General features: G+C 70.3%; 18 protein-coding genes and 1 tRNA gene. 12 read left to right on the forward strand and 7 right to left on the reverse strand.

The features are described from left to right. Nucleotides 1–34 precede the first annotated feature (34 nt). Complete coding sequence (locus ACIBW9_RS05350) at nucleotides 35–1,186, forward strand: DivIVA domain-containing protein (protein ID WP_398951380.1); 1,152 nt, start codon at nucleotides 35–37, stop codon at nucleotides 1,184–1,186. Nucleotides 1,187–1,287: 101 nt separating this feature from the next. Further along, a tRNA-Pro gene (locus tag ACIBW9_RS05355) sits at nucleotides 1,288–1,362 on the forward strand. Nucleotides 1,363–1,445: 83 nt separating this feature from the next. On the opposite strand, the gene ileS is transcribed toward ACIBW9_RS05355, so the two are convergent. Next, nucleotides 1,446–4,616 carry an isoleucine--tRNA ligase gene (ileS, locus tag ACIBW9_RS05360; protein WP_398951382.1) on the reverse strand — a complete coding sequence of 1,057 codons (3,171 nt, stop codon included), beginning with the start codon at nucleotides 4,614–4,616 and terminating at the stop codon, nucleotides 1,446–1,448. Between the two features lie 604 nt (nucleotides 4,617–5,220). On the opposite strand from ileS, the gene ACIBW9_RS05365 reads away from it, so the two are divergent. The 6 genes from ACIBW9_RS05365 to ACIBW9_RS05390 all read left to right on the forward strand — a co-directional run bounded on the left by ACIBW9_RS05365 (nucleotide 5,221) and on the right by ACIBW9_RS05390 (nucleotide 12,010). Further along, nucleotides 5,221–7,437 carry a TraR/DksA C4-type zinc finger protein gene (locus ACIBW9_RS05365; RefSeq protein WP_398951384.1) on the forward strand — a complete coding sequence of 739 codons (2,217 nt, stop codon included), beginning with the start codon at nucleotides 5,221–5,223 and terminating at the stop codon, nucleotides 7,435–7,437. A gap of 61 nt (nucleotides 7,438–7,498) precedes the next feature. Further along, on the forward strand, nucleotides 7,499–8,074 hold the full coding sequence (lspA, locus tag ACIBW9_RS05370) for a signal peptidase II (RefSeq protein WP_398951386.1): 576 nt from the start codon (nucleotides 7,499–7,501) through the stop codon (nucleotides 8,072–8,074). A 60-nt stretch (nucleotides 8,075–8,134) separates the two neighbouring features. Then, nucleotides 8,135–9,079, forward strand: coding sequence for an RluA family pseudouridine synthase (locus tag ACIBW9_RS05375; protein WP_398951388.1), 945 nt, complete (start codon nucleotides 8,135–8,137; stop codon nucleotides 9,077–9,079). Further along, on the forward strand, nucleotides 9,076–9,546 hold the full coding sequence (locus tag ACIBW9_RS05380) for a GNAT family N-acetyltransferase (protein ID WP_398951390.1): 471 nt from the start codon (nucleotides 9,076–9,078) through the stop codon (nucleotides 9,544–9,546). The genes ACIBW9_RS05375 and ACIBW9_RS05380 overlap by 4 nt, the downstream gene beginning before the upstream one ends. A gap of 85 nt (nucleotides 9,547–9,631) precedes the next feature. Continuing rightward, nucleotides 9,632–11,218 (forward strand): Na+/H+ antiporter, encoded by a 1,587-nt coding sequence (locus ACIBW9_RS05385; protein ID WP_398952117.1) that lies wholly within the window; start codon nucleotides 9,632–9,634, stop codon nucleotides 11,216–11,218. Between the two features lie 51 nt (nucleotides 11,219–11,269). Next, a complete protein-coding gene (locus ACIBW9_RS05390) occupies nucleotides 11,270–12,010 on the forward strand; it encodes an SDR family NAD(P)-dependent oxidoreductase (protein ID WP_398951392.1) in 741 nt (246 codons plus the stop codon). Between the two features lie 30 nt (nucleotides 12,011–12,040). Here ACIBW9_RS05390 and ACIBW9_RS05395 read toward each other — a convergent pair whose 3' ends face one another. Further along, the gene (locus tag ACIBW9_RS05395) at nucleotides 12,041–13,150 is read right to left on the reverse strand and encodes a mechanosensitive ion channel family protein (RefSeq protein ID WP_398951394.1); all 1,110 of its coding nucleotides are present in this window, start codon (nucleotides 13,148–13,150) and stop codon (nucleotides 12,041–12,043) included. Between the two features lie 107 nt (nucleotides 13,151–13,257). Between ACIBW9_RS05395 and ACIBW9_RS05400 the strand changes: the two genes are divergently transcribed. Further along, nucleotides 13,258–13,827 carry a dienelactone hydrolase family protein gene (locus ACIBW9_RS05400; protein WP_398951396.1) on the forward strand — a complete coding sequence of 190 codons (570 nt, stop codon included), beginning with the start codon at nucleotides 13,258–13,260 and terminating at the stop codon, nucleotides 13,825–13,827. 23 nt (nucleotides 13,828–13,850) lie between these two features. Here the strand turns inward: ACIBW9_RS05400 and ACIBW9_RS05405 are convergent, their stop codons facing one another. From ACIBW9_RS05405 to ACIBW9_RS05420, 4 genes are all read right to left on the reverse strand, one after another. Then, nucleotides 13,851–15,512: an alkaline phosphatase D family protein gene (locus ACIBW9_RS05405; protein WP_398951398.1), complete on the reverse strand. Its 1,662-nt coding sequence runs from the start codon at nucleotides 15,510–15,512 to the stop codon at nucleotides 13,851–13,853. A 79-nt stretch (nucleotides 15,513–15,591) separates the two neighbouring features. Then, nucleotides 15,592–16,416: a thioredoxin domain-containing protein gene (locus ACIBW9_RS05410; protein WP_398951400.1), complete on the reverse strand. Its 825-nt coding sequence runs from the start codon at nucleotides 16,414–16,416 to the stop codon at nucleotides 15,592–15,594. Between the two features lie 118 nt (nucleotides 16,417–16,534). After that, nucleotides 16,535–17,239, reverse strand: coding sequence for a hypothetical protein (locus ACIBW9_RS05415; RefSeq protein ID WP_398951402.1), 705 nt, complete (start codon nucleotides 17,237–17,239; stop codon nucleotides 16,535–16,537). A 78-nt stretch (nucleotides 17,240–17,317) separates the two neighbouring features. After that, nucleotides 17,318–18,643: a DUF2252 domain-containing protein gene (locus tag ACIBW9_RS05420; RefSeq protein WP_398951404.1), complete on the reverse strand. Its 1,326-nt coding sequence runs from the start codon at nucleotides 18,641–18,643 to the stop codon at nucleotides 17,318–17,320. Nucleotides 18,644–18,848: 205 nt separating this feature from the next. Between ACIBW9_RS05420 and dnaE the strand changes: the two genes are divergently transcribed. After that, entirely contained in the window at nucleotides 18,849–22,388 is a 3,540-nt protein-coding gene (dnaE, locus tag ACIBW9_RS05425) for a DNA polymerase III subunit alpha (RefSeq protein WP_398951406.1), read from the forward strand. 83 nt (nucleotides 22,389–22,471) lie between these two features. Here dnaE and ACIBW9_RS05430 read toward each other — a convergent pair whose 3' ends face one another. Then, nucleotides 22,472–22,636 (reverse strand): hypothetical protein, encoded by a 165-nt coding sequence (locus ACIBW9_RS05430; protein WP_398951408.1) that lies wholly within the window; start codon nucleotides 22,634–22,636, stop codon nucleotides 22,472–22,474. Between the two features lie 224 nt (nucleotides 22,637–22,860). On the opposite strand from ACIBW9_RS05430, the gene ACIBW9_RS05435 reads away from it, so the two are divergent. Together ACIBW9_RS05435 and ACIBW9_RS05440 are read left to right on the forward strand one after the other, a co-directional pair. Next, a complete protein-coding gene (locus ACIBW9_RS05435; RefSeq protein ID WP_398951410.1) occupies nucleotides 22,861–24,072 on the forward strand; it encodes an NYN domain-containing protein in 1,212 nt (403 codons plus the stop codon). A 159-nt stretch (nucleotides 24,073–24,231) separates the two neighbouring features. Beyond that, nucleotides 24,232–25,206 (forward strand): ABC transporter ATP-binding protein, encoded by a 975-nt coding sequence (locus ACIBW9_RS05440; RefSeq protein WP_398952119.1) that lies wholly within the window; start codon nucleotides 24,232–24,234, stop codon nucleotides 25,204–25,206. Nucleotides 25,207–25,260 lie beyond the last annotated feature (54 nt).

Raw genomic sequence — 25,260 nt, forward strand, 5'->3', positions numbered from 1 at the left:
TTGCCGATGCCGACGACTACGTTGAGGTGAAGAGATGCCGTTGACCCCCGAGGACGTGCGGAACAAGCAGTTCACGACCGTCCGCCTCCGAGAAGGCTATGACGAGGACGAGGTCGATGCCTTCCTCGATGAGGTCGAAGCCGAACTGACCCGCCTGCTCCGCGAGAACGAGGACCTGCGGGCCAAACTGGCCGCGGCCACGCGCGCTGCTGCTCAGAACCAGCAGAACATGCGCAAGCCCCCGGAGGGTCCCGGCGGTCCCGGTCCGCAGGATCAGCAGGGCATGCCTCCGCAGGGGATGCGCGGTCCGGGTGCTCCCGTACCCGCCGGCATATCGGGCCCGCCGCAGCAGCAGATGGGTGGCCCCATGGGTGGTCCGCCCCAGCTGCCGAGCGGTGCCCCGCAGCTGCCCGCCGGTCCCGGCGGTCAGGGTGGTCCCCAGGGTCCCGGACCGATGGGTCAGGGTCCGATGGGCCAGGGCCCCATGGGTCAGGGTCCGATGGGCGGCCAGCCTCCCATGCAGCAGATGGGCGGTCCGATGGGCGGCCCCATGGGCGGTCCGATGGGCGGCCCCGGTCAGGGCCCCGGTGGCGACAGCGCCGCCCGTGTCCTCTCGCTGGCCCAGCAGACCGCCGACCAGGCGATCGCCGAGGCCCGCTCCGAAGCCAACAAGATCGTCGGCGAGGCCCGCAGCCGCGCCGAGGGCCTCGAGCGTGACGCCCGTGCCAAGGCCGACGCGCTGGAGCGGGACGCGCAGGAGAAGCACCGCGTCGCGATGGGCTCCCTGGAGTCCGCCCGCGCCACGCTGGAGCGCAAGGTCGAGGACCTGCGCGGCTTCGAGCGCGAGTACCGTACGCGCCTGAAGTCGTACCTCGAGTCCCAGCTGCGTCAGCTGGAGACCCAGGCCGACGACTCGCTGGCCCCGCCGCGTACCCCGGCGACCGCGTCGCTTCCGCCGTCCCCGGCGCCTTCCATGGCACCGGCCGGCGCGAGTGCCCCGTCGTACGGCGGCAACCCGACCATGGGTGGCGCCCCGGCTCCGGCTGCTCCGTCCTACGGTGGTCAGCAGCAGATGTCCCCGGCGATGACCCAGCCGATGGCACCGGTGCGGCCGCAGGGCCCCTCGCCGATGGGTCAGGCTCCCTCGCCCATGCGCGGGTTCCTCATCGACGAGGACGACAACTGACGGACAGTAGTACGTCATAGGCGTCGGCAGCGTTCAGGGCGGGGCCCCCGGAAAATCCGGGGGCCCCGCCCTTTGGCAGGGGGTAGCGTTCTCACCGCACTGGGGTGTGTAGCGCAGTTGGTTGTCGCGCCGCTATGGCATATCGGAGGACGCCGGTTCGAATCCGGCCCGCCCCAGTGCGTCAGCCGTACGTGCGCACACAACGCCGAAGGCCCGGTTCCGCCAAGATCTTGGCGGAACCGGGCCTTCGTACGTCGCGTTACGCCTTGCGCAGGCGGAAAGTCAGCGACAGGCCCTCGTCGGTGAACGCCTCGCCGTAGGAGTCGTCCGCCTCGCCCTGGCCGAAGTCGGTCGCCAGGACCTCGTCGGCGATCAGGGCCGCGTGCTCGGTGAGAGCCGCGATGACCGCCGGGTCCGTGGACGTCCAGCGCAGGGCGATACGGTCGGCCACGTCGAGGCCGCTGTTCTTGCGGGCCTCCTGGATCAGACGGATCGCGTCACGGGCCAGGCCCGCCTGACGCAGCTCCTCGGTGATCTCCAGGTCGAGGGCGACCGTGGCACCCGAGTCGGAAGCCACCGACCAGCCCTCGCGCGGGGTCTCCGTGATGATCACCTCGTCCGGGGCGAGGGTGATCGTCTCACCGTCGACCTCGACCGAGGCCGTGCCCTCGCGCAGGGCCAGGGACAGCGCGGCCGCGTCCGCGTTGGCGACGGCCTTGGCCACCTCCTGGACGCGCTTGCCGAAGCGCTTGCCCAGGGCGCGGAAATTGGCCTTCGCGGTCGTGTCGACCAGGCTGCCGCCGACCTCGCTGAGCGATGCCAGGGATGTGACGTTCAGCTCCTCCGTGATCTGCGTGTGCAGTTCGCGGTCGAGGGCGTCGAAGCCGGTCGCGGCGATGAGCGCACGGGACAGCGGCTGGCGGGTCTTGACGCCCGACTCCGCGCGCGTGGCCCGGCCCAGCTCGACGAGCCGGCGCACCAGCACCATCTGCTTCGACAGCTCCGGGTCGATGGTGGAGAGGTCCGCCTCGGGCCAGGAGGCCAGGTGCACCGACTCCGGGGCGCCCGGGGTCACCGGCACGATCAGGTCCTGCCAGACCCGCTCGGTGATGAACGGGGTCAGCGGGGCCATCAGCTTGGTGACCGTCTCGACCACCTCGTGCAGGGTGCGCAGCGCCGCCTTGTCGCCCTGCCAGAAGCGGCGGCGCGAGCGGCGGACGTACCAGTTGGAGAGGTCGTCGACGAACGCCGACAGGAGCTTGCCGGCGCGCTGGGTGTCGTACGCCTCCAGGGCCTGGGTCACCTGGTCGGTCAGCGCGTGGAGTTCGGACAGCAGCCAGCGGTCCAGGACCGGGCGGTCCGCCGGGGCCGGATCGGCCTCGCTGGGCGCCCAGTCGGAGGTACGGGCGTACAGGGCCTGGAAGGCGACCGTGTTCCAGTACGTGAGGAGCGTCTTGCGGACGACCTCCTGGATGGTGCCGTGGCCCACGCGGCGTGCCGCCCACGGGGAGCCGCCGGCCGCCATGAACCAGCGCACCGCGTCCGCGCCGTGCTGGTCCATCAGCGGGATCGGCTGCAGGATGTTGCCCAGGTGCTTGGACATCTTGCGGCCGTCCTCGGCGAGGATGTGGCCGAGGCAGACCACGTTCTCGTAACTGGACTTGTCGAAGACCAGCGTGCCGACCGCCATCAGTGTGTAGAACCAGCCGCGGGTCTGGTCGATGGCCTCGGAGATGAACTGCGCCGGGTAGCGGCTCTCGAACAGCTCCTTGTTCTTGTACGGGTAGCCCCACTGCGCGAACGGCATCGAACCCGAGTCGTACCAGGCGTCGATGACCTCCGGCACGCGCGTGGCCGTCTTCTGGCACTTGGGGCAGGCGAAGGTGACGTCGTCGATGTACGGGCGGTGCGGGTCCAGTTCGGACTGGTCGGTGCCCGTCAGCCCGGTGAGCTCCGCGCGGGAGCCGACCACGGTGAGGTGGTCGTCCTCGCAGCGCCAGATGGGCAGCGGGGTGCCCCAGTAGCGGTTGCGGGACAGCGCCCAGTCGATGTTGTTGTTCAGCCAGTCGCCGTACCGGCCGTGCTTGACCGTGTCGGGGAACCAGTTGGTGTTCTCGTTCTCCTGCAGCAGGCGGTCCTTGACGGCCGTGGTGCGGATGTACCAGGACGGCTGCGCGTAGTAGAGGAGCGCGGTGTGGCAGCGCCAGCAGTGCGGGTAGCTGTGCTCGTACGGGATGTGCTTGAAGAGGAGGCCGCGCTGCTGGAGGTCCTCGGTGAGCTGTTCGTCCGCCTTCTTGAAGAAGACGCCGCCGACCAGGGGGACGTCCTCCTCGAAGGTGCCGTCGGGGCGGACGGGGTTCACCACGGGCAGGTCGTAGGCGCGGCAGACCTTGAGGTCTTCCTCACCGAAGGCGGGGGACTGGTGGACCAGGCCCGTACCGTCCTCGGTCGTGACGTACTCGGCGTTGACGACGAAGTGCGCCGGTGCCGGGCTGTGCTTGTTGGTTCCCTCGCTGACGCTCGGGAACTGCACGAGCTCGAACGGTCGTTGATAGGTCCAGCGCTCCATCTCGGTGCCGCTGAAGGTCTGGCCCGTGGTCTCCCAGCCCTCGCCGAGCGCCTTGCCGACGAGCGGCTCGGCGACGACGAGCTTCTCCTCGCCGTTCGTCGCGACGACGTAGGTGACCTCGGGGTGCGCGGCGACCGCCGTGTTGGAGACCAGGGTCCAGGGGGTCGTCGTCCACACCAGGAGCGCGGCCTCGCCGGCGAGCGGACCGGAGGTGAGGGGGAAACGGACGTACACGGACGGGTCGACGACCGTCTCGTAGCCCTGGGCCAGCTCGTGGTCCGACAGGCCGGTGCCGCAGCGGGGGCACCAGGGGGCCACGCGGTGGTCCTGGACCAGCAGGCCCTTGTTGAAGATCTCCTTCAGCGACCACCAGACCGACTCGATGTACTCCGGGTCCATCGTGCGGTAGGGGTCGTTGAGGTCGGTCCAGTAACCCATGCGGGTCGTGAGGGCCTCGAAGGCGTCGGTGTGGCGGGTCACCGACTCGCGGCACTTGGCGTTGAACTCGGCGATGCCGTACGCCTCGATGTCCTTCTTGCCGGAGAAGCCGAGCTCCTTCTCGACCGCCAGCTCCACCGGGAGGCCGTGGCAGTCCCAGCCGGCCTTGCGGGCCACGTGGTAGCCGCGCATGGTGCGGAAGCGGGGGAAGACGTCCTTGAAGACGCGGGCCTCGATGTGGTGGGCGCCCGGCATGCCGTTGGCGGTGGGCGGGCCCTCGTAGAAGACCCACTCGGGGCGGCCCTCGGACTGCTCCAGGGTCTTGGCGAAGATCTTCTGCTCGCGCCAGAAGTCGAGCACGGCGTGCTCGAGCGCGGGCAGGTCGACCTGGGCGGGCACCTGGCGGTACGTCGGCGATGTCATCAGCGAGCTTCCTCCGGCGGACTTGCTGCCTTCCGTCCGGAGGGACGAGAGCCGTGTCTTTCTCTACGCCGGTTTCGGCGCGCTCCCGCGGTACCACCCTCCTTGGCCCGCCGACGCGTGGTGTGCGTCGGTGAGCCCCCTCATTGGGGTCGCGATGCCGGTTCTACCGGCCGCAGCCTTTCCGCTACGGCTTTCTTCCGGCGGCTCCGGGGTGATCTTCACGTCGCGCTCGCCCCCGGGCTTCCACCGTCCCCGGGTCGCTCTGGGCTGCGTACGCCGCTACTCGTCCCCATCCACGCTTTTCGCTCCGCCCAGTGTACGGCGCCGCGAGGACAGCGGCCGACCGGTTTTCCCGCCCCCGTGGGCGGAGGCGGCGTACGCATGGAGATGACCCGAATGGAGCGGTACGCGTGTTCGGATTCCGGGAGGGGCGGTCCGGCGGATTACCCCGCGGGGAGCTGGGCACAACGCAGGCAGGCTTGCGGAGCGGCGTGCGTGAGCCGGGCGAATCGGGCGGTGTGCCCCGTTGCCGCGGGACTGAAGTCGATTTATCGTCCCAGCACGATTCGCGTGCAAGATCACAATATGTGAAGGGGCCGCGGCCATGGTGGCGAAGAAGACCGCCGTACAGCAGTCGGCGTCCGACGGGTCCCCCCAGGCCTCCGGCGGTGCGGCCAAGGATGTGACCGGGAAGAAGAGCGCGCGGGGAGGGGCCACGGCGCGTGCGGGGAAGACGGCCAGGGCGGCTACGGGAACCGCGGCGGCCGCGGCGGAGAAAGCGGCGAAGCCGGTGAAGACGGTACGGGGGGTTGCGGCCAAGCCGCCCCCCGGTAAGAAGTCCGCCAAGGCGGCGACCGCCTCCGGAACGTCTCGTTCGAAGAAGCCGGTCGTGGAGGAAGCACCCGAGAGCCCGGCGGGCACCGCGACGGCCACCGGAAAGAAGGCAGCCGCCGGTGAGAAGACGGCTGCGGGAAAGAAGACGGTCGCTGGAAAGAAGACGGCGGGCGGCAAGGGTGCGGCGGCCGGAAAGGGCGCTGCGGAGAAGGCGGCGGCGGAGAAGGCGGCGGCGGAGAAGGCGGCGGCGGGCAAGCCCGCGGCGGTGAAGGGCACGGGGGAGACGGCGGCTGCCGAGAAGCCCGCGGCGGAGAAGGCGGCGGCGGAGAAGGCGGCGGCGGAGAAGTCCGCGGCGGTGAAGGGCACGGGGGAGACGGCGGCTGCCGAGAAGCCCGCGGCGGAGAAGGGCACGGCGCGGAAGGCGCCGGCAGAGGAGCCCGCGGCGAAGAGGTCCGTTGTGACAAGGGCCGCAGGGAAGAAAGCGGCGGCCAAGAAGGCCGTGGTCCCTGGGGGTGTCGCCACGGAGGGCGGTGCTGAGGACGCGGAGGCCGGTGGGGCGGTGGTCTCGAAGGGCGGCGTTCCTGAGGGCGCTTCCGAGGAGGCCGGTCGCGAGAGGGCGGGTGCCAAGAGGGCGGTTGGTGGTAGGGCGGCGGCCAAGAAGGGTGCCGGTCCGAAGGGGGCGGCTGAGGGGGGTCGTCCTGAGGGGGCGGGGGCCGGTGGGGCGGTTGTGAAAGAGGCCGGGGGTGGTAGGGCGGCGGCCAAGAAGGCGGTCGGTGCGAAGAGGGCGGCCGAAGAGGGCCGTCCTGAGGGGGCGGAGGCTGGTGGGGCGGTTGGGAGGGAGGCCGGTCGCGAGAGGGCGGGTGCCAAGAGGGCGGTTGGTGGTAAGGCGGCGGCCCCAAAGCGTGCTGGTGCGAAGGGTGCGGCCGAAGAGGGTCGTCCTGAGGGGGCAAAGGCCAGTGGGGCGGTTGGGAGGGAGGCCGGGCGTGGTAAGGCGGCGGCCAAGAAGACGGTCGCTGCGAAGGGGGCGGCCGACGAGGGCCGTGCTAAGGGGGCGAAGACCGGGGGCTCGGAGGTCGGGGTTCCTGAGGGGGGCGTGTCGGAGAAGGCGGGTGGGGGCAGGGGCGTAGCCCTGGGACGTGCTGCTCGGGAAGGTGCTGAACGGGGTACTGGGCAGTCGGCGGCGAAGAAGGCGGGGGCGGCGGTGAAGGAGTCGGCTGTGAAGAGAGCGGCGGGCAGGACACAGGCAGCCGGTAGAGCCCTCGGCACGGACGCGACCGCCGAACCCGGCAAGGGCAGCAAGGCCGCGGCGGCGAAGAGCGCGGGCAGGAAGACCGCGGCCGGGACGAGCGCGGCGGCCGAGAGTACGGCCACGAAACGTGCGGGCGCTGTCGAGGGTGCGGGTGCGCGGCGGGCGGGTAAGGAGACCGCTGTCGCGAAACGTGACAGCAGGAAGAGCACGGCCAAGAAGGCGGGCGCGGCGAAGGCCGCGGAGCAGACGGGAGCCACGACGGTGGTTGCGAAGAAGACTCCTGGCACGGCCGCGGCGGCCAAGACCGCCGTACCCAAGGCACGGGTCGCCGCGGCGGAGCCGGGCGAGCTTGCGGTGCGCCCCGGTGAGGACCCCTGGACCCCCGAGGAGGTCGAGGAGGCGCGTGCCGAGCTGCTGTCCGAGGTGGAGCGGCTGCGAGAGGAGATCAGCTCGTCCGAGAGCGCCGTCGCCGGTCTGATGCGGGACTCCGGGGACGGCGCGGGCGACGACCAGGCGGACACCGGCACCAAGAACATCACGCGCGAGCACGAACTGGCCCTCGCGGCCAACGCGCGCGAGATGCTCACGCAGACCGAGCGCGCCCTGGTACGGCTGGACGCCGGCACCTACGGCCTGTGCGAGAACTGCGGCAATCCCATCGGCAAGGCCCGGATGCAGGCGTTCCCGCGGGCCACCCTGTGCGTGGAGTGCAAGCAGAAGCAGGAACGCCGGTACTGAGGCGGTACCCGCGCGTGTCGTACCCTCGTCCTCAGTCAGGTACCTAGCTTGAAGGACTCACGTGGCAGAGGCGGAGCGCATCATCGGTACGCCGGACACCCCAGAGGCGGCGGGGACCGAGCCGGAGCAGGGCAAGGCCGCACGCCCCAGGGGCAAGCGCCGTATCGTCGTGCTGTTCGCGGTCGCCGCCTTCGCGTACGCCCTCGACCTGGTCAGCAAGATGATCGTGGTCGCCGAGCTGGAGGACCACGCGCCGATCCGGGTCATCGGGGACTGGCTGCAGTTCGAGGCGATCCGCAACGCGGGCGCCGCCTTCGGCTTCGGCCAGGCCTTCACCGTGATCTTCACGGTGATCGCGGCGGCCGTGATCGTGGTGATCGCCCGGCTCGCCCGCAAGCTCTACAGCCTGCCCTGGGCGGTCGCGCTCGGCCTGCTGCTCGGCGGTGCGCTCGGCAACCTCACCGACCGGATCTTCCGCTCGCCGGGCGTCTTCGAGGGCCGCGTCGTCGACTTCATCTCGCCCAAGGGCTTCGCCGTCTTCAACCTGGCGGACTCGGCGATCGTGTGCGGCGGCATCCTGATCGTGCTGCTGTCGTTCAAGGGGCTCGACCCGGACGGGACCGTCCACAAGGACTGATCCACAGGGACCGAGGGGCTTGTTTGGGGGGCTGTCGGTGCTGTCCGGCATACTCGTCGGGTGAGCACGCTTCCCGAGATCCGTACCCTGCCCGTGCCCGACGGCCTGGAGGGCGAGCGCGTCGACGCCGCCATCTCCCGGATGTTCGGCTTCTCCCGGACCAAGGCGGCCGAGCTCGCCGCCGCGGGGAAGGTCACGGTCGACGGGTCGGTGGTCGGCAAGTCCGAGCGGGTGAGCGGGGGCGCCTGGCTCGAGGTCGAGATGCCGCAGGCGCCCGCGCCGGTGCAGATCGTCGCGGAGCCGGTCGAGGGCATGGAGATCGTCCATGACGACGACGACGTGGTCGTGATCGTCAAGCCGGTCGGTGTCGCCGCCCACCCGAGCCCCGGCTGGAGCGGCCCGACCGTCATCGGCGGCCTCGCCGCGGCCGGCTACCGCATCTCCACCTCCGGCGCCGCCGAGCGCCAGGGCATCGTGCACCGCCTGGACGTCGGCACCTCGGGCCTGATGGCGGTCGCCAAGTCAGAGCGCGCGTACACCTCGCTCAAGCGCCAGTTCAAGGAGCGCACGGTCGACAAGCGCTACCACACGCTCGTCCAGGGCCACCCCGACCCGACCAGCGGCACCATCGACGCACCCATCGGCCGCCACCCCCACCACGACTACAAGTGGGCGGTCACGGCCGACGGAAAGCCCTCGGTCACGCACTACGACCTGATCGAGGCCTTCCGTGCCGCCTCGCTGCTCGACGTCAAGCTCGAGACCGGCCGCACCCACCAGATCCGCGTCCACATGGCCGCCCACCGCCACCCCTGCGTCGGCGACCTGACGTACGGCGCGGACCCGACGCTCGCCAAGCGGCTGCACCTGACCCGCCAGTGGCTGCACGCCGTGCGCCTCGGCTTCGAGCACCCCGGGGACGGCGAGTGGGTGGAGTTCGCCAGCGACTACCCGGCCGACCTGCAGAAGGCCCTCGACCAGGTCCGCGAGGAGACCTACGGATGAGCACACACGCGTACGTGGTGCGCGTCGCCGAGGACCCCGCCGACCGCCAGGCGTGCTTCGCGGTGCGCAAGGAGGTCTTCGTCGGCGAGCAGGGTGTCCCGGAGGACATCGAGTACGACGCGTACGACGCCGTGGCCGTGCATGTGCTGGCGGTGCGGGAGGACGGGGTGCCGCTCGGCACCGGGCGGCTGCTGCACGGGGAGGCGGCCGCGGCCAAGGTCGGCGGCGACCTGACGGTGGGTTCGCTCGGGCGGCTCGCCGTCACCAAGGAGGCCCGCGGGCTCGGCGTCGGCATCGCCCTCGTACGGGCCATCGAGGACGCGGCACGCGCGCGTGGGCTCGCGGCGGTGGATCTGCACGCGCAGACCCATGCCCTCGGGTTCTACGAGCGGCTCGGGTACGAGGCGTACGGGCCGGAGTACCCGGAGGCGGGCATCCCGCACCGGGCGATGCGGCGCGCTCTGTAGCCGAGCCCGAAAACGCCCGCGGGGGCGGCGGCATGGCAGGCTTGAAAGCCGCTGCCCGTATGTCGACCTTCCCGGAGTGCTGACCGTGGATCAGTTGGCCCTGCTGTTCGTGCTGTTGCTCGGGGCCCTGGTGAGCGTCCCGGTCGGGGACCGGTTCGGACTGCCGGCGCCGGTGCTGATGACCCTCCTCGGGATCGTGCTCGCGGTGGCCGACTTCGTGCCGAACGTTGACGTCCCGCCGGATCTGATCCTGCCCCTGCTGCTCCCGCCGCTGCTGTACGCGGCGGCGCGGCGCACCTCCTGGCGGCAGTTCGCGGCGAACCGGCGGCCGATCTTCCTGCTGGCGGTGGCGCTGGTCTTCGTCACCACCGTGTGCGTGGCCGTCGTGGCGCACACGATCGTGCCGGGGCTGCCCGTCGCCGCCGCCGTGGCGCTCGGCGCGCTCGTCGCACCGCCCGACCCGGTCGCCGCGACCGCGGTCGCCGGACAGCTCGGGCTGCCGCGTCGGCTCGTGTCCATCCTGGAGGGCGAGGGTCTGTTCAACGACGTCACGGCGATCGTGCTGTACCACGTGGCGATCGCCGCCGCCGTCAGCGGCAGCTTCACACCGGGACGGGCCGCGCTCGACCTGGTGCTCTCCGCCGTGGTGGCCGTGGCGGTGGGGCTCGCGCTCGGCTGGGGCGCCAACAGGCTGATGGATCTGCTGGGCGACGCGACCCTGCAGATCGGGATGACGCTGCTCGTACCGTACGCCTCGTACGTCCTCGCGGAGGAGCTGCACGGCTCCGGTGTGCTCGCCGTGCTCACGACCGCCCTGTTCCTCGCCGAGTACGCCACCGACGCCGACGACGTGCTGACCCGGCTGACCGGGCACGCGTTCTGGGACATCGTCGACACGCTCGTCACGGGCGTCGCCTTCGGGCTGATCGGCCTCGAACTGCACAACGCGATCCGGACGGCGTCCGGGCGGTGGGGCGAGATGCTCGGCTGGGCGGGCGCGATCGTGGCCGTCGTGGTCGTCGTACGCCTGGTTTACCTGCTGCCGGCGACCTGGCTCACCAAGCGGCTGCACGCCAAACGGGACCACGACGAGGACATCCCGATGAGTGTGCGGGAGACCGTCGTCATGTGGTGGTCGGGGATGCGGGGCGTGGCCTCGGTGGCGTTGGCGCTGGCGATTCCGCTGAAGACCGACGACGGTTCGGCCTTCCCTGACCGGGACGAGATCGTCTTCATCGCCTTCGGGGTGATCATGGGGACGCTGGTGCTGCAGGGACTGACCCTGCCGTGGCTGGTGAAGCGGCTGGGGGTGCAGGCCGACACGGAGCGGGAGAAGGAGTTCGAGAAGTCCCTCGCCGTGCGGGCGGCCAAGGCGGCCAAGCGGCGGCTGAAGGAGATCGAGGCGGCCGAGGAACTGCCGGAGGAGCTGTCCGAGCAGATGCTGCGGCGGGCGTTCGACATCGGGGTGCGGATCAGCCCGGACATGGCGGACGAGGAGCGGCGGGAGGCGCATGAACACCGGATGCGCCGGCTGAAGCGGGTGCGGCGGATCCACGGCGAGATGCTCAGCGCGGCACGGCACGAGGTGTTGGCGGCGCGCAGCGAGCCAGGGGCGGATCCGGAGATCGTCGACCGGGTGCTGCGTCACCTCGATGTGCGCAGTCTGCGGTGACGTCAGGGAAGTCGTTCGCGTTCGGCGACCGTCCGTGCGTAGGGTCGAATCATGGCTCGTAATGTCGTAATCAGTGGTGGCGGTACGGGGATTGGGCTTGCCGCGGCGCAGGTCTTCGCGGCGGACGGGGACCGGGTCCTGCTGCTCGGACGGCGGGCGGAGGTGCTGGAGAAGGCCGCGGTGCCGGGCGCTTCGACCTACGCGGCGGATCTCAGCGATCCGGCCGCCGTGCGCGGGGTCGCCGACTTCGTGGAGCGGGAGTTCGGGACCGTGGACGTACTGATCCACAGCGCCGGGGGCACCGGGCAGCTGGAGCCCGCCGCCGAGAGCGACGACCCGCTCGACCGGGTCGCGCACAACTGGACCCTCAACTTCCGGCTCAACACCCTCACCGCGGCCCTGCTCACGGAAGCCCTGAAGGACCGGCTGGCCACGCCGGGCGGACGGGTGCTGTTCGTCAGCTCCATCGCCGCCTACCGGGGCTCCGGCAGCGGGGCGTACGGCGGCGCCAAGGCCGCCTTGCACCCGTACGCCCACGACCTCGCCCGGGAGCTGGGGCCGCGCGGGATCACCGCCAACGTGGTCGCGCCCGGGTACATCGAGGACACCGAGTTCTTCGGCCCGCAGATCGACCCCGCGCGGCGCGCACGGCTCGTCGAGGACACCCTGGACAAGCGCGCCGGCACCCCCGGCGACGTGGCCGCGACCCTGCACTGGCTCGCCTCACCGGGCGCCGGGCACGTCACCTCGCAGGTGATCCAGGTCAACGGGGGTGCGGAGCGCGGCCACTGAGACCGTTGGGGCCTGTCCGCCGGACAGGCCCTAGCCGCGGCCGGTCCTCGGGGCGGGTGTGCGGCGGGCCGCGCCGTCCGAGAAGCCGTCGAAGGAGCGCCGGCTCGACGGCAGGGCCGCGTCCGCGGTGTTGACGCGGGGCAGCGCGTACGGGTGCTGCTCGCACAGCCAGCGGACCATCTGCTCGCGGACAGTCACCCGGACCGTCCATATGTCGTCCGCGTCCTTGGCCGTCACCAGGGCCCGCACCTGCATGGTGTTCGGGGTGGTGTCCGTGACGGCCAGGCCGTAGTCGCGGCCGTCCCAGGCCGGGCACTCGCGCAGGATGTCGCGGAGCTTCTCGCGCATCAGCTCCACCGGCGCCGAGTGGTCGAGGTGCCAGTAGACGATGCCCGTCATCTGGCTGCTGCCGCGGGACCAGTTCTCGAAGGGCTTCGAGGTGAAGTACGAGACCGGCATGGTGATCCGGCGCTCGTCCCAGGTCCGAACGGTCAGGAACGTCAGCGTGATCTCCTCGACCGTGCCCCACTCGCCGTCCACCACGACCGTGTCGCCGAGCCGCACCATGTCGCCGAAGGCGATCTGCAGGCCCGCGAACAGGTTGCTGAGCGTCGACTGGGCGGCGACACCGGCGACGATGCCGAGGATGCCGGCCGAGGCCAGCAGCGAGGCGCCCGCGGCACGCATCGCCGGGAACGTCAGCAGCATCGCGGCCGCGGCCACCACGCCGACGATCGCCGCGACCACCCGCATGATCAGCGACACCTGGGTGCGTACGCGCCGCACCCGGGCCGGGTCGTGGTGCAGGCGGGCGTATCGGGAGTAGGACGTCTCCACGACGGCCGCCGCGATACGGATCACCACCCAGGCCGTCGACCCGATCAGCACCAGGGTCAGCGTCCGGCCGATGCCGACCTCGTGCTCCTGCAGCAGTTGCGCCTCGTCGTAGGAGCCTCTGAGCATGGCCGAGCACAGCACCAGCTGGTAGGGGATGCGGCCGCGGCGCAGCAGTCCCCACAGCGGGGTCTCGCCGTGCCGTTCGTCGGCCTTGCGCAGCAGCAGATCGGTGGCCCAGCCGATGAGCAGCGTGAGCACGACCGAGCCGCCGATCACGATCAGCGGGCGGAGTACGTTCTCCATGTCTGCGAACCTAACCGGCTCCGGGGGGTCATGAACATGTGAGTTCGGGCGCGTACGGGGTATGGCCACAAGGCGGCGCTGTCAGTGCCGGCTGGCACGATGGCCTCATGAACATCATGCTCTTTCACTCGACCTACGGTCTGCGGCCCGCGGTGCGCGAGGCCGCGGACCGGCTGCGCCGCGCCGGGCACGAGGTGTGGACCCCGGACCTCTTCGGCGGACGTACGTTCGAGACGGTCGAGGAGGGCATGGCCTTCAACGACGAGATCGGCAAGGACGAGCTGCTCAAGAGAGCCGTCCTGGCCGCCGCGCCCTACTCGGAGCGGGGCCTTGTGTACGCCGGTTTCTCGCTGGGCGCCTCCATCGCCCAGACCCTCGCGCTCGGCGACGAGAAGGCGCGCGGGCTGCTGCTTCTGCACGGCACGTCGGACATCGCGGCCAACGCGTCCGTGGACGAGCTGCCGGTCCAGCTGCATGTCGCCGAGCCGGACCCGTTCGAGACGGACGACTGGCTGAGCGCCTGGTATCTGCAGATGGGCAGGGCGGGCGCGGACGTCGAGATCTACCGGTACGCGGGGGCGGGCCACCTCTACACCGACCCCGGCCTGCCGGACTACGACGAGGAGGCCGCCGAGGCCACCTGGCGGGTGGCGCTCGGCTTCCTCGAGACCCTCTAGAGACCCTCCCGACATCCAGCCTTCTACACGGGGTCGTAGGTCCGCTCGACCTTCTGCGTGCCGGTGCGTGTGCGGTACGAACGCACCCAGGCCGAGGTCGCGTCGGCCTTCGTGCGGTCGGACAGCACGTAGTAGTCCATCTGCGCGCGCTCGGCGGTGATGTCCAGGACGCCGTAGCCGTGGCGGTCGGTATCGACCCAGTGGACGTGCCGGTTGGCCGCCTTGATGATCGGCGAGGCGATCGTGGAGACCGTGCCCTCGGGGACCTTCACGATGTCGTCGAGGTTGTCGGAGGTCACCGAGGTGATGACGAACTCGGTGGCGGCCGAGGGCGACAGCGGGTAGGTGCCTGCGTCGATCGGCACGTCGTTGGCCCACGACATGTGGATGTCGCCGGTCAGGAAGACGGTGTTGCCGATGTTGTTCGAGTGCAGGAGATCCAGCAGCTCGCGCCGGTCGTGGGTGTAGCCGTCCCACTGGTCGGTGTTGACGCCGATGCCGTCCTGCGGCAGGTCGAGCAGCTTGGCCAGCGGCTTGAGCAGGTCGGCGGTGAGCGAGCCGATGACGAACGGCGCGATCATCACCGAGTTGCCGACCAGCCGCCAGGTGGTGTCGGAGGCCTTCAACCCGGCCTTCAGCCAGTCGAGTTGGGCCCGCCCGGTGATCGTACGGTCCGGGTCGTCGACCGAGCCGGAGCCCGTGGACGCCTGCTGGGAGCGGAAGGAGCGCAGGTCCAGGAGGGAGAGGTCGGCGAGCTTGCCGAAGCGCAGCCGGCGGTAGGTGGTGCCCGCGATCGCCGGGCGGACCGGCATCCACTCGAAGTAGGCCTGCTTGGCGGCCGCCTTGCGGTCGGTCCAGGTGCCCTCGGCGCCCTCGGTGTGGTTGACCGCGCCGCCGGACCACGCGTTGTCGGCGAACTCGTGGTCGTCCCAGATCGCGACGACCGGCGCCTTGTGGTGCAGGGCCTGCAGATCCGGGTCGGTCTTGTACTTGCCGTGCCGGGTGCGGTAGTCGGCGAGCGTGAGGATCTCGTTGGTGGGCGCGTGCGGGCGGACGACGGTGCCGCGGGCCGCGTACTCGCCGGACTTGTACTCGTAGATGTAGTCGCCGAGGTGCAGCCAGGCGTCCAGGTCGCTGCGAGCCGCGAGATGGCGGTACGCGGCGAAGTAGCCGGCCTCCCAGTTGGCGCAGGTGACCACGCCGAAGCGCAGGCCCGGCACGGCGGCGTCGGCGGCGGGAGCCGTGCGGGTGCGGGCGACCGGGGAGTCGGTGGGTCCGGCGGAGAACCGGAACCAGTAGTCGGTGGCCGGCTCCAGGCCCCGGATGTCGGCCTTGACGGTGTGGTCGGAGGCGGCACTCGCGGTGGTCGAGCCCTTGGCGACGATGTTCGTCAGCGCCTTGTCCTTGGCGACGACCCAGCTGACCTCGGTGTCCGGGCCGAGCCCCGAACCGGGTATGGCCTCCGCGGTGGGCGTCACCCGGGTCCACAGCAGGATGCCGTCGGGCAGCGGGTCGCCGGAGGCGACACCGTGCAGGAAGGCGGGAACGTCCGCGGCCGCGCGGGCCGGGAGCGCGGCGGCGAGCGGTCCGGCCAGGACAGCGGTCGCCGCCGCGGCCTTGACGACCGTACGGCGGCGTGGGGAAAGCGAGTTGGAGCCGTCGGCGGCTCTGAATCGACTGGTCACGAGCGACCAGGTTACTGACCGGTACTCGTCAGAGCGGGCGAACCGCAAAAGTTCGCCCGCTCTTTCACCGCACGTTGAATCAGCCCTTGAGAGCCGCCCCGACCAGCGAGTTGAACTCGGCCACCGTCATCGGCGGGTAGCCGTCGGGCTGGCCGTTGGTGGTGAGCTTCTTGCCGTCCATGACCAAGCTCGGGGTGCCGGACACCCCGTCCTTGTTGTCGTCGAAGCTCTTCGACATGGCCATCGCCCAGGCGTCATAGGTGCCCTTCTTGACCGCGTCCTGGAACTTCGCGTTGTCCTTCAGCGCGGGGACGGTCTGGGCGACCTTGAGGAGATAGCTGTCGTCCTTGAACTTGTCCACCTTCTCGTCCGGGTGCCACTTCGCCGAGTACAGGGCGGTCTTGTACTGGAGGAAGGCATCGTCGCTGACGTTCAGCGCGGCGCCCAGAGCGCTCAGCGCGTTCTTGGAGCCCTGGCCGTTGTCCTTCCGGTCGATGAAGGTGGCGCCGACGTACTGGAACTTGAACTTGCCTTCGTCGAGGTCCTTCTTGAAGGTCGGACCGACGACCTGCTCGAACTGGGCGCACACGGGGCAGCGCGGGTCCTCGTAGACCTTGAGGGTCTTCTTGGCGGTGCTCTTGCCGATGACGACCGTGGTGCCGTTGGTCCCCGTGGTGTTGGCGGGGGCCGTGACCTTGGCGTCCTTCAGGCCCTCCCAGTAGCTGGGCTTGTTGGCCTGGACGACGGCGTAACCTATGCCGCCGGCCGCCGCCAGTACGGCCACGACCGAACCGGCCACGATGGCCTGCCGCTTGGCCTTGGCCCTCTTGGCCTGGCGCTCGCGCTCCTGCCGCAGCCGCTCTCGGGCCGCCGTCTTCGAGGCCTGGCTGTTCCGCTTGCTCATGTCGGTGTTCTCCATGTGGGACCCGCATATGTCGTACGCGGGATACGTGTGGGGGACTGGTCGTGCTCAGGCGCTGTGCCCGATCGCGGTGCGTGCCGGGCAGCGCACCGGGTGTCGCTCAGGTGAGGACGACCGAGCACGGCGGGCCACGCCGTCCCAGGGAGTGCACGAGGATCCGCTCGCGGGCGCCGGCCGCGCGGCGCCCGGTGTGCCCTACGCGGGGCGCCGGTGCGGCCGGCCGGACCGTCACCGCGGCGACCGCCAGCAGCAGCGGACGGAAGGTGGTCGCGGCCACCGCGCGGACCAGCTGGGCCAGCGCCCGCTCGCCGCGGCGCAGCCAGGCGGCGGCCAGCAGACCGACGCCGACGTGAGCGGCCAGCAGCAGCCAGGCGGTGGCCGGGTCGGCGTGGGCGAGCAGGGCGGCGAGCCGGTCGGTGCCGGTGCCGGTCACGCGCGCCAGCGGGGCGGTCGCCCCGGAGCCGATGCCGGTGCCGTTGCCGCACAGCACGTCGAAGCCGACCGAGCGCAGGGGGCCGGCGACGGGTCCGCCCGCGCGGCCGTAGCAGACGTGCTGGCCGGTGGTGAAGACCGTGTCGGCGGCCAGCTCCAGCGGGATCAGCAGGGCGGCGATCCGTGCGAAACCGCGCTCACGGCCGGCCAGGGCGTAGGCGACCGTGAACACGGCGCCGGCGACCGCGGCCACCGTGTTGAGCGGCAGCGGGACCCGCGACAGCAGCACGTGCGACGCGGTGCTGAGCGTCACGACAAGTGCCGTGAACAGCGCCGCGCGAAGCGCTCTGATGCGGGTCCCGGATATGTCCATGGTGTGGAGAGTCTGTCATGTGGTCCTGTAAGGGACCCCTAAAAGTGCGCTGTGAGACAGCGGACCGACAGCAGACCGTTAGAGACCCGGGATCCGGCCGTTGCGGAACAGGTCCACGAAGATCTGGTGGTCGGCACGCGCGCGTGCGCCGTAGCCGTGCGCGAAGTCGGTCAGGATGCCCGCGAAACCGTCCTCGTCGGCGGCGATCGCCGCGTCGATGGCGCGCTCGGTGGAGAACGGCACCAGGGACTCGCCCGACTGGTCGTCCGCCGCCGCGTGCATGGTGGCCGTGGCCCGGCCCAGGTCGGCGATGACCGCCGCGATCTCCTCGGGGTCGTCGATGTCGCCCCAGTCCAGGTCCACGGCGTACGGCGACACCTCGGCGACCAGCTGGCCCGCGCCGTCCAGCTCGGTCCAGCCCAGCCACGGGTCGGCGTGCGCCTGCAGGGCGCGCTGCGAGATCACCGTGCGGTGACCCTCGTGCTGGAAGTAGTCGCGGATCGCCGGGTCGGTGATGTGCCGGGAGACAGCCGGGGTCTGGGCCTGCTTGATGTAGATCACCACATCGTTCTCCAGGGCGTCGCTGTGGCCCTCCAGCAGGATGTTGTACGAGGGCAGACCGGCCGATCCGATGCCGATGCCACGGCGGCCGACCACGTCCTTCACCCGGTAGGAGTCAGGGCGGGCCAGGGAGGCGTCCGGCAGCGTCTCCAGATAGCCGTCGAAGGCGGCGAGGACCTTGTAGCGGGTGGCGGCGTCCAGCTCGATGGAGCCGCCGCCGGGCGCGAAGCGGCGCTCGAAGTCGCGGATCTCCGTCATCGAGTCCAGCAGCCCGAAGCGGGTAAGGGAGCGCGCGTCACGCAGGGCGTCAAGCAGCGGTCCCTGCGCGGTGTCGAGCGTGAAGGGAGGCACCTCGTCGCTCTTCGCGCCGGTCGCCAGGGCGTGGATGCGCTCGCGGTACGCGCCCGCGTACACCTCGACCAGCTCGGTGATCTGGTCGTCGGCGAGCGCCTTCGCGTAGCCGATGAGGGCGATGGAGGCCGAGAAGCGCTTCAGGTCCCAGGTGAAGGGGCCGACGTACGCCTCGTCGAAGTCGTTGACGTTGAAGATCAGGCGGCCGTTCGCGTCCATGTACGTGCCGAAGTTCTCCGCGTGCAGATCGCCGTGGATCCACACGCGCGAGGTGCGCTCGTCCAGGTACGGGCCGCCCCGCTTCTCCGCCTCCAGATCGTGGTAGAAGAGGCACGCCGTACCCCGGTAGAAAGCGAAGGCCGAGGCGGCCATCTTGCGGAACTTCACGCGGAACGCGGCCGGGTCGGCGGCCAGGAGCCGGCCGAAGGCGGTGTCGAAGACGGCGAGGATCTCCTCGCCGCGCTGCTCGTCGTTGAGCTGGGGAACCGACATCGCGGGGTGCCTCCTGGTGCCTGGATGTGTACGACGGCGTTTCTGTTTCTGCCAACGGTCGAGGGTGCGCGGAAGTGCCCGCGATCCTCGCAGTGAAGGTACGCGGGGCAGCCCCCGGATTGTCAGTCCCGAGGCATAGACTTCGACGCTGACCCCAGGACTGTCCGCCAGCCCTTCGCCGAGCGTTTCCTTTGGAGGCCGAACCGTGTCAAAGCCGCCGTTCACGCACCTGCACGTCCACACCCAGTACTCGCTGCTGGACGGTGCCGCGCGGCTCAAGGACATGTTCAACGCGTGCAACGAGATGGGCATGACCCACATCGCCATGTCCGACCACGGCAACCTGCACGGGGCGTACGACTTCTTCCATTCCGCGAAGAAGGCCGGGGTCACCCCGATCATCGGGATCGAGGCCTATGTCGCTCCCGAGTCGCGGCGCAACAAGCGCAAGATCCAGTGGGGCCAGCCGCACCAGAAGCGCGACGACGTCTCCGGTTCTGGTGGTTACACCCACAAGACGATCTGGGCGGCGAACTCGACGGGGCTGCACAACCTCTTCCGCCTCTCCTCGGACGCGTACGCCGAGGGCTGGCTGCAGAAGTGGCCCCGTATGGACAAGGAGACCATCTCCCAGTGGTCCGAGGGCCTGATCGCCTCCACGGGCTGCCCCTCCGGCGAGCTCCAGACCCGGCTGCGGCTCGGCCAGTACGACGAGGCGCTGAAGTCGGCCGCCGAGTACCAGGACATCTTCGGCAAGGACCGCTACTTCCTGGAGCTGATGGACCACGGCATCGAGATCGAGCGCCGGGTCCGCGACGGCCTGCTCGACATCGGCAAGAAGCTCGGCATCCCGCCGCTGGTCACCAACGACTCGCACTACACGTACGCGCACGAGGCGACCGCCCACGACGCCCTGCTGTGCATCCAGACCGGCAAGAACCTCTCCGACCCGGACCGCTTCAAGTTCGACGGCACCGGCTACTACCTGAAGTCCACGGACGAGATGTACGCCATCGACTCCTCGGACGCCTGGCAGGAGGGCTGCCGCAACACCCTCCTGGTGGCCGAACAGATCGACACCAGCGGCATGTTCGAGGCGAAGAACCTCATGCCGAAGTTCGACATCCCCGAGGGCTACACCGAGGTCACCTGGTTCAAGGAGGAGGTCCGCCGGGGCATGGAGCGCCGCTTCCCCGACGGCATCCCCGAGGACCGCCAGAAGCAGGTCGAGTACGAGATGGACGTCATCATCCAGATGGGGTTCCCGGGCTACTTCCTCGTCGTCGCCGACTTCATCATGTGGGCCAAGAACAACGGCATCGCGGTCGGCCCCGGCCGAGGCTCCGCGGCCGGTTCGATCGTCGCCTACGCCATGGGCATCACCGACCTCGACCCGATCCCGCACGGCCTGATCTTCGAGCGGTTCCTCAACCCCGAGCGCGTCTCCATGCCCGACGTCGACATCGACTTCGACGAGCGTCGGCGCGTCGAGGTGATCAGGTACGTGACCGAGAAGTACGGCGCCGACAAGGTCGCCATGATCGGTACGTACGGCAAGATCAAGGCCAAGAACGCGATCAAGGACTCCGCGCGCGTGCTGGGCTACCCGTACGCCATGGGGGACCGCATCACCAAGGCCATGCCCGCCGACGTCCTCGGCAAGGGCATCGACCTCAACGGCATCACCGATCCCTCGCACCCCCGCTACTCGGAGGCGGGCGAGGTCCGCGGGATGTACGAGAACGAGCCCGACGTGAAGAAGGTCATCGACACCGCCAAGGGCGTCGAGGGCCTGGTCCGGCAGATGGGTGTGCACGCCGCCGGCGTGATCATGTCCAGCGAGACCATCACCGAGCATGTGCCCGTGTGGGTGCGCCACACCGACGGCGTGACCATCACGCAGTGGGACTACCCGAGCTGTGAGTCGCTCGGCCTGCTGAAGATGGACTTCCTCGGCCTGCGCAACCTGACGATCATGGACGACGCCGTCAAGATGGTGAAGTCCAACAAGGGCATCGACCTGGAGCTGCTCAGCCTCCCGCTGGACGACCCCAAGACCTTCGAACTGCTCCAGCGCGGCGAGACCCTCGGCGTCTTCCAGTTCGACGGCGGCCCCATGCGTTCGCTGCTGCGTCTGATGAAGCCCGACAACTTCGAAGACATCTCCGCCGTCTCCGCGCTCTACCGTCCCGGCCCGATGGGCATGGACTCGCACACCAACTACGCGCTGCGCAAGAACAAGCTCCAGGAGATCACCCCGATCCACCCGGAGCTGGAGGAGCCGCTCAAGGAGGTCCTGGACGTCACCTACGGCCTGATCGTCTACCAGGAGCAGGTGCAGAAGGCCGCCCAGATCATCGCCGGCTACTCGCTCGGCGAGGCCGACATCCTGCGCCGCGTGATGGGCAAGAAGAAGCCCGACGAACTGGCGAAGAACTTCACCATCTTCCAGGCCGGCGCCCAGAAGAACGGCTACAGCGACGAGGCCATCCAGGCCCTGTGGGACGTGCTGGTCCCCTTCGCCGGCTACGCCTTCAACAAGGCGCACTCCGCCGCGTACGGCCTGGTGTCCTACTGGACGGCCTACCTCAAGGCCAACCACCCGGCCGAGTACATGGCCGCGCTGCTGACCTCCGTCAAGGACGACAAGGACAAGTCGGCGGTCTACCTCAACGAGTGCCGCCGCATGGGCATCAAGGTGCTCCCGCCGAACGTCAACGAGTCGGTGCACAACTTCGCCGCCCAGGGCGACGACGTGATCCTCTTCGGCCTCGAGGCCGTCCGCAACGTCGGCACCAACGTGGTCGAGTCGATCATCAAGAGCCGCCAGGCCAAGGGCAAGTACGCCTCCTTCCCCGACTACCTCGACAAGGTCGAGGCGGTCGCGTGCAACAAGCGCACCACGGAGTCGCTGATCAAGGCGGGCGCGTTCGACACCCTGGGGCACACCCGCAAGGGCCTCACCGCGCACTTCGAGTCGATGATCGACAACGTGGTCGCGGTCAAGCGCAAGGAGGCCGAGGGCCAGTTCGACCTCTTCGGCGGCATGGGCGAGGAGGAGAGCAACGAGCCCGGCTTCGGACTCGACGTCGAGTTCACCACCGAGGAGTGGGACAAGACCTATCTGCTCGCCCAGGAGCGGGAGATGCTCGGTCTGTACGTCTCCGACCACCCGCTCTTCGGCCTGGAGCACGTGCTGTCCGACAAGGCCGACGCGGGCATCTCCCAGCTCACCGGGGGTGAGCACGCGGACGGCGCGGTCGTCACCATCGGCGGCATCATCTCCGGCCTGCAGCGCAAGATGACCAAGCAGGGCAACGCCTGGGCGATCGCCACCGTCGAGGACCTCGCGGGCTCCATCGAGTGCATGTTCTTCCCGGCGACCTACCAGCTGGTGTCGACCCAACTCGTCGAGGACGCCGTAGTGTTCGTCAAGGGCCGCCTCGACAAGCGCGAGGACGTGCCGCGGCTGGTGGCGATGGAGCTCCAGGTCCCGGACCTGTCCAACGCCGGCACCAACGCGCCCGTGATCCTCACCATCCCGGCGACGAGGGTCACCCCGCCGATGGTCAGCCGCCTCGGCGAGATCCTCAGCCACCACAAGGGCGACAGCGAGGTCCGCATCAAGCTCCAGGGCCCGACCAAGACGACCGTCCTGCGTCTGGACCGGCATCGCGTGAAGCCCGATCCGGCGCTCTTCGGAGACCTGAAGGTGCTGCTCGGACCGTCCTGCCTGGCCGGCTGAGCAGATGAGCAAGCGCGAGGGGCGCACCTTGAACGGGGTGCGCCCCTCGGCTGTGCCTGGGTTTCAACAACCCGTTATGAATGTCAGTTGTGACCGAAGCTCTTCTGCCGGCCCTTGCGGGGCATGTCGCCCGGCGTGAGGTGCGGGGCGTGCTGCTCGGCCTGCGCTTCCATCGAGGACCGCTGGGTCTGCTGCGGACTGCGCTCGGACTGCGGCTGTTTGCGGTTCTGCTTCTTGTTCTTGGCCATGGTGATCTGCCTCCTGTGGGGGATCTAGGGGCCAGGGCCGCGACCAGATTCACATAGGCTGACAACGAGCGCATTTCGGATAATTACCGTCGGTGACATGGTTTGTCGGAGCGCGAGGGCCTGAAACGCCACGCCGAAGATCGAGTTCGGGCCGTTAACCCCCGCGCAGTCGGGCAGACTCGAAGGAAGCCCGAAGCAAACCTCCCGGAAAGAGGGTGGATCGCGTGGACCGCTGCATCGTCCTGGTGGACGCCGGGTATCTGCTGGGGGCCGCCGCCAGTCTCCTTGCCGGGGAGCCCTCCCGCTCCCGCATCACCGTCGATCACGCCGCCCTCATCCAGGCCCTTCGCGAACGCGCCGAGTCCGACACGGAACGACCGCTGCTGCGCATCTACTGGTTCGACGGCGCCCCCGACCGCGTCCCGCAGCCCGAACACCGCAGGCTGCGTGTGATGCCCCGGGTCACCGTCCGGCTCGGCGCCCTGACCCGCAGTGACGGACGCTGGGCGCAGAAGGGCGTCGACGCCGCCATGCACGCCGAGCTCACCGAGCTGGCCCGCAACCGCGCCTGCTCCGACATCGTCCTCGTCACCGGCGACGGTGATCTGCTGCCGGGCATGATGGCCGCCAAGGAGCACGGCGTCGCCGTACACCTGTGGGCCGTGCAGGCCGCCGACGGGGACTACAACCAGTCCGAGGACCTGGTCGCCGAGGCCGACGAGCGGCGCGTCCTCGACCGTACGTGGATCACCAAGGCCGTACGGGCCAAGGAGCTCGGCGGGATCTGCGCACCGCCGCCCGTGCCGCGGCCCGAGATCGCCGCGATCCTCTCCGCGCCGCTGCCGGAGTCCGCGCTCGGCGCGGCCGAGCGGAGCGCCGAGGACGGCGAGCACGCGCCCGCAGCGGCCCGCTCGGAGAACGGCACGCAGGAGCGGGTGCCCGCGCCCAAGGGCGTGCCCACCCCGAAGGACCTGGCCGCGCTGCGCGCCCCCGGGGTGCAGCCCGACCGGCATCCCGCGAACGCGACCCTGCGCTGGTCCTCCGACAAGGGCTGGGTCGACCGGCCGCCCGCGGAGGCCCCGGAGGCCGCCTCGATGCCGACGCTGGCCCAGCTGACCACCGCGGAGCAGCGGTGGGCCGACCGCGAGGAGGACATCACCACGGTCGGCGGCGACCCGTACGAGGTCGGGCAGGTGTTCGCACGGCGGTGGATGGAGCGCCTGGGCGACCAGAGCCATCTGCAGAAGCTGTCCGGGATGTACCCGCGTGTCCCGCACCGCATCGACGGGGAGCTGTTGCGTTACGCCGCCCGGTTCGGTCTGCTCGCCCACAAGGACGACCAGATCGACGAGCACGACCGGTATGCGATCCGGGCCGGGTTCTGGCGGGAGATCGACGTGCGGACGGCGGCGGAGCACGCTCCCGCGGGTGAGTAGTTCCTCACCGGTGTTCTGACCCGTGTTCCTCACAGGGTTCTTTACTGGCGGTTGTGCCGCTTTGGACCAACCCGAGAGCGGGCGGGGCCCGCGGACCCCGTACCCTCGTCCTTTGTGAGTACGCGCGCGGCACAGGCACTTCGGCACGGTGGGGACGTCGTGTGCGCGGTGCGCGGACTGACCAAGACCTATCCGGCGGTGCGGGGGCGGCGGGGTGCGCCGGGGACGCCCGCGGTGCGGGCCACCGACGATGTGCACCTCGACATCCGGCGCGGCGAGATCTTCGGTCTCCTCGGGCCGAACGGTGCGGGCAAGTCCACTCTCGTACGGCAGCTGACCGGGCTGATGCGGCCCGATGCCGGGCGGGTCGAGATCCTCGGGCACGACATCGTGCGGCACCCCGAGCGGGCCGCGCGGATCCTCGCCTACCTGGGGCAGGAGTCCAGCGCCCTCGACGAACTGACCGTGTCGCTGGCCGCCGAGACGACCGGGCGGCTGCGCGGCCTCGAGGCCCGTCAGGCGCGGGCAGAGCGGGATGCCGTACTGGAGGAACTGGGCCTCACGCCCCTGGCCGGGCGGCCGCTGAAGAAGCTGTCCGGCGGGCAGCGGCGGCTGGCGTGTCTTGCCGCCGCCCTGGTCGGGGAGCGGCCCCTGCTGGTGCTCGACGAACCGACCACCGGGATGGATCCGGTGGCCCGGCGGGCCGTGTGGGCGGCCGTGGACCGGCGGCGGGCCGAGCGCGGGACGACGGTTCTGCTGGTCACCCACAACGTCATCGAGGCGGAAACGGTTCTCGACCGGGTCGCCGTCCTCGACCAGGGGCGGGTGATCGCCTGCGACACCCCCGCCGGGCTCAAGGAGCAGGTCGCCGGGGAGGTCCGGGTCGAGCTGGTGTGGCGCGAGAGCGCACCGCTGCATGTGCCCGAGGTCGCCGCGCTGCGTGAGCGGGCCGCCGAGTCCGGGCGCCGCTGGACGCTCAGGCTCGCCCCCGAGGAGGCCCGCGCGATCGTCGCCACCGTGACCGGGGGCAGTGCCTTCGCCGCGCTCGACGACTTCACGCTGGCCACGCCCAGCCTGGAGGACGTGTACCTGGCGCTGGGGGGCGCCGCGCAACAGGGGCTGGTGAAGGCGTGAGCGTTGTCGTCGGTGTGAGTGCGCGGGCCGCCGCGGCCGTATGGTCCCTACGAG

Source organism: Streptomyces sp. NPDC049541 (assembly GCF_044465725.1).
Classification (GTDB): Bacteria; Actinomycetota; Actinomycetes; order Streptomycetales; family Streptomycetaceae; genus Streptomyces.

Bases quoted from the DNA above. Each gene is read 5' to 3' on its own strand.
- ACIBW9_RS05350 (WP_398951380.1), top strand. From the start codon at position 35: ATGCCGTTGACCCCCGAGGACGTGCGGAACAAGCAGTTCACGACCGTC.
- ileS (WP_398951382.1), bottom strand. From the start codon at position 4,616: ATGACATCGCCGACGTACCGCCAGGTGCCCGCCCAGGTCGACCTGCCC.
- ACIBW9_RS05365 (WP_398951384.1), top strand. From the start codon at position 5,221: ATGGTGGCGAAGAAGACCGCCGTACAGCAGTCGGCGTCCGACGGGTCC.
- ACIBW9_RS05380 (WP_398951390.1), top strand. From the start codon at position 9,076: ATGAGCACACACGCGTACGTGGTGCGCGTCGCCGAGGACCCCGCCGAC.
- ACIBW9_RS05390 (WP_398951392.1), top strand. From the start codon at position 11,270: ATGGCTCGTAATGTCGTAATCAGTGGTGGCGGTACGGGGATTGGGCTT.
- ACIBW9_RS05395 (WP_398951394.1), bottom strand. From the start codon at position 13,150: ATGGAGAACGTACTCCGCCCGCTGATCGTGATCGGCGGCTCGGTCGTG.
- ACIBW9_RS05400 (WP_398951396.1), top strand. From the start codon at position 13,258: ATGAACATCATGCTCTTTCACTCGACCTACGGTCTGCGGCCCGCGGTG.
- ACIBW9_RS05410 (WP_398951400.1), bottom strand. From the start codon at position 16,416: ATGAGCAAGCGGAACAGCCAGGCCTCGAAGACGGCGGCCCGAGAGCGG.
- ACIBW9_RS05415 (WP_398951402.1), bottom strand. From the start codon at position 17,239: ATGGACATATCCGGGACCCGCATCAGAGCGCTTCGCGCGGCGCTGTTC.
- ACIBW9_RS05420 (WP_398951404.1), bottom strand. From the start codon at position 18,643: ATGTCGGTTCCCCAGCTCAACGACGAGCAGCGCGGCGAGGAGATCCTC.
- ACIBW9_RS05430 (WP_398951408.1), bottom strand. From the start codon at position 22,636: ATGGCCAAGAACAAGAAGCAGAACCGCAAACAGCCGCAGTCCGAGCGC.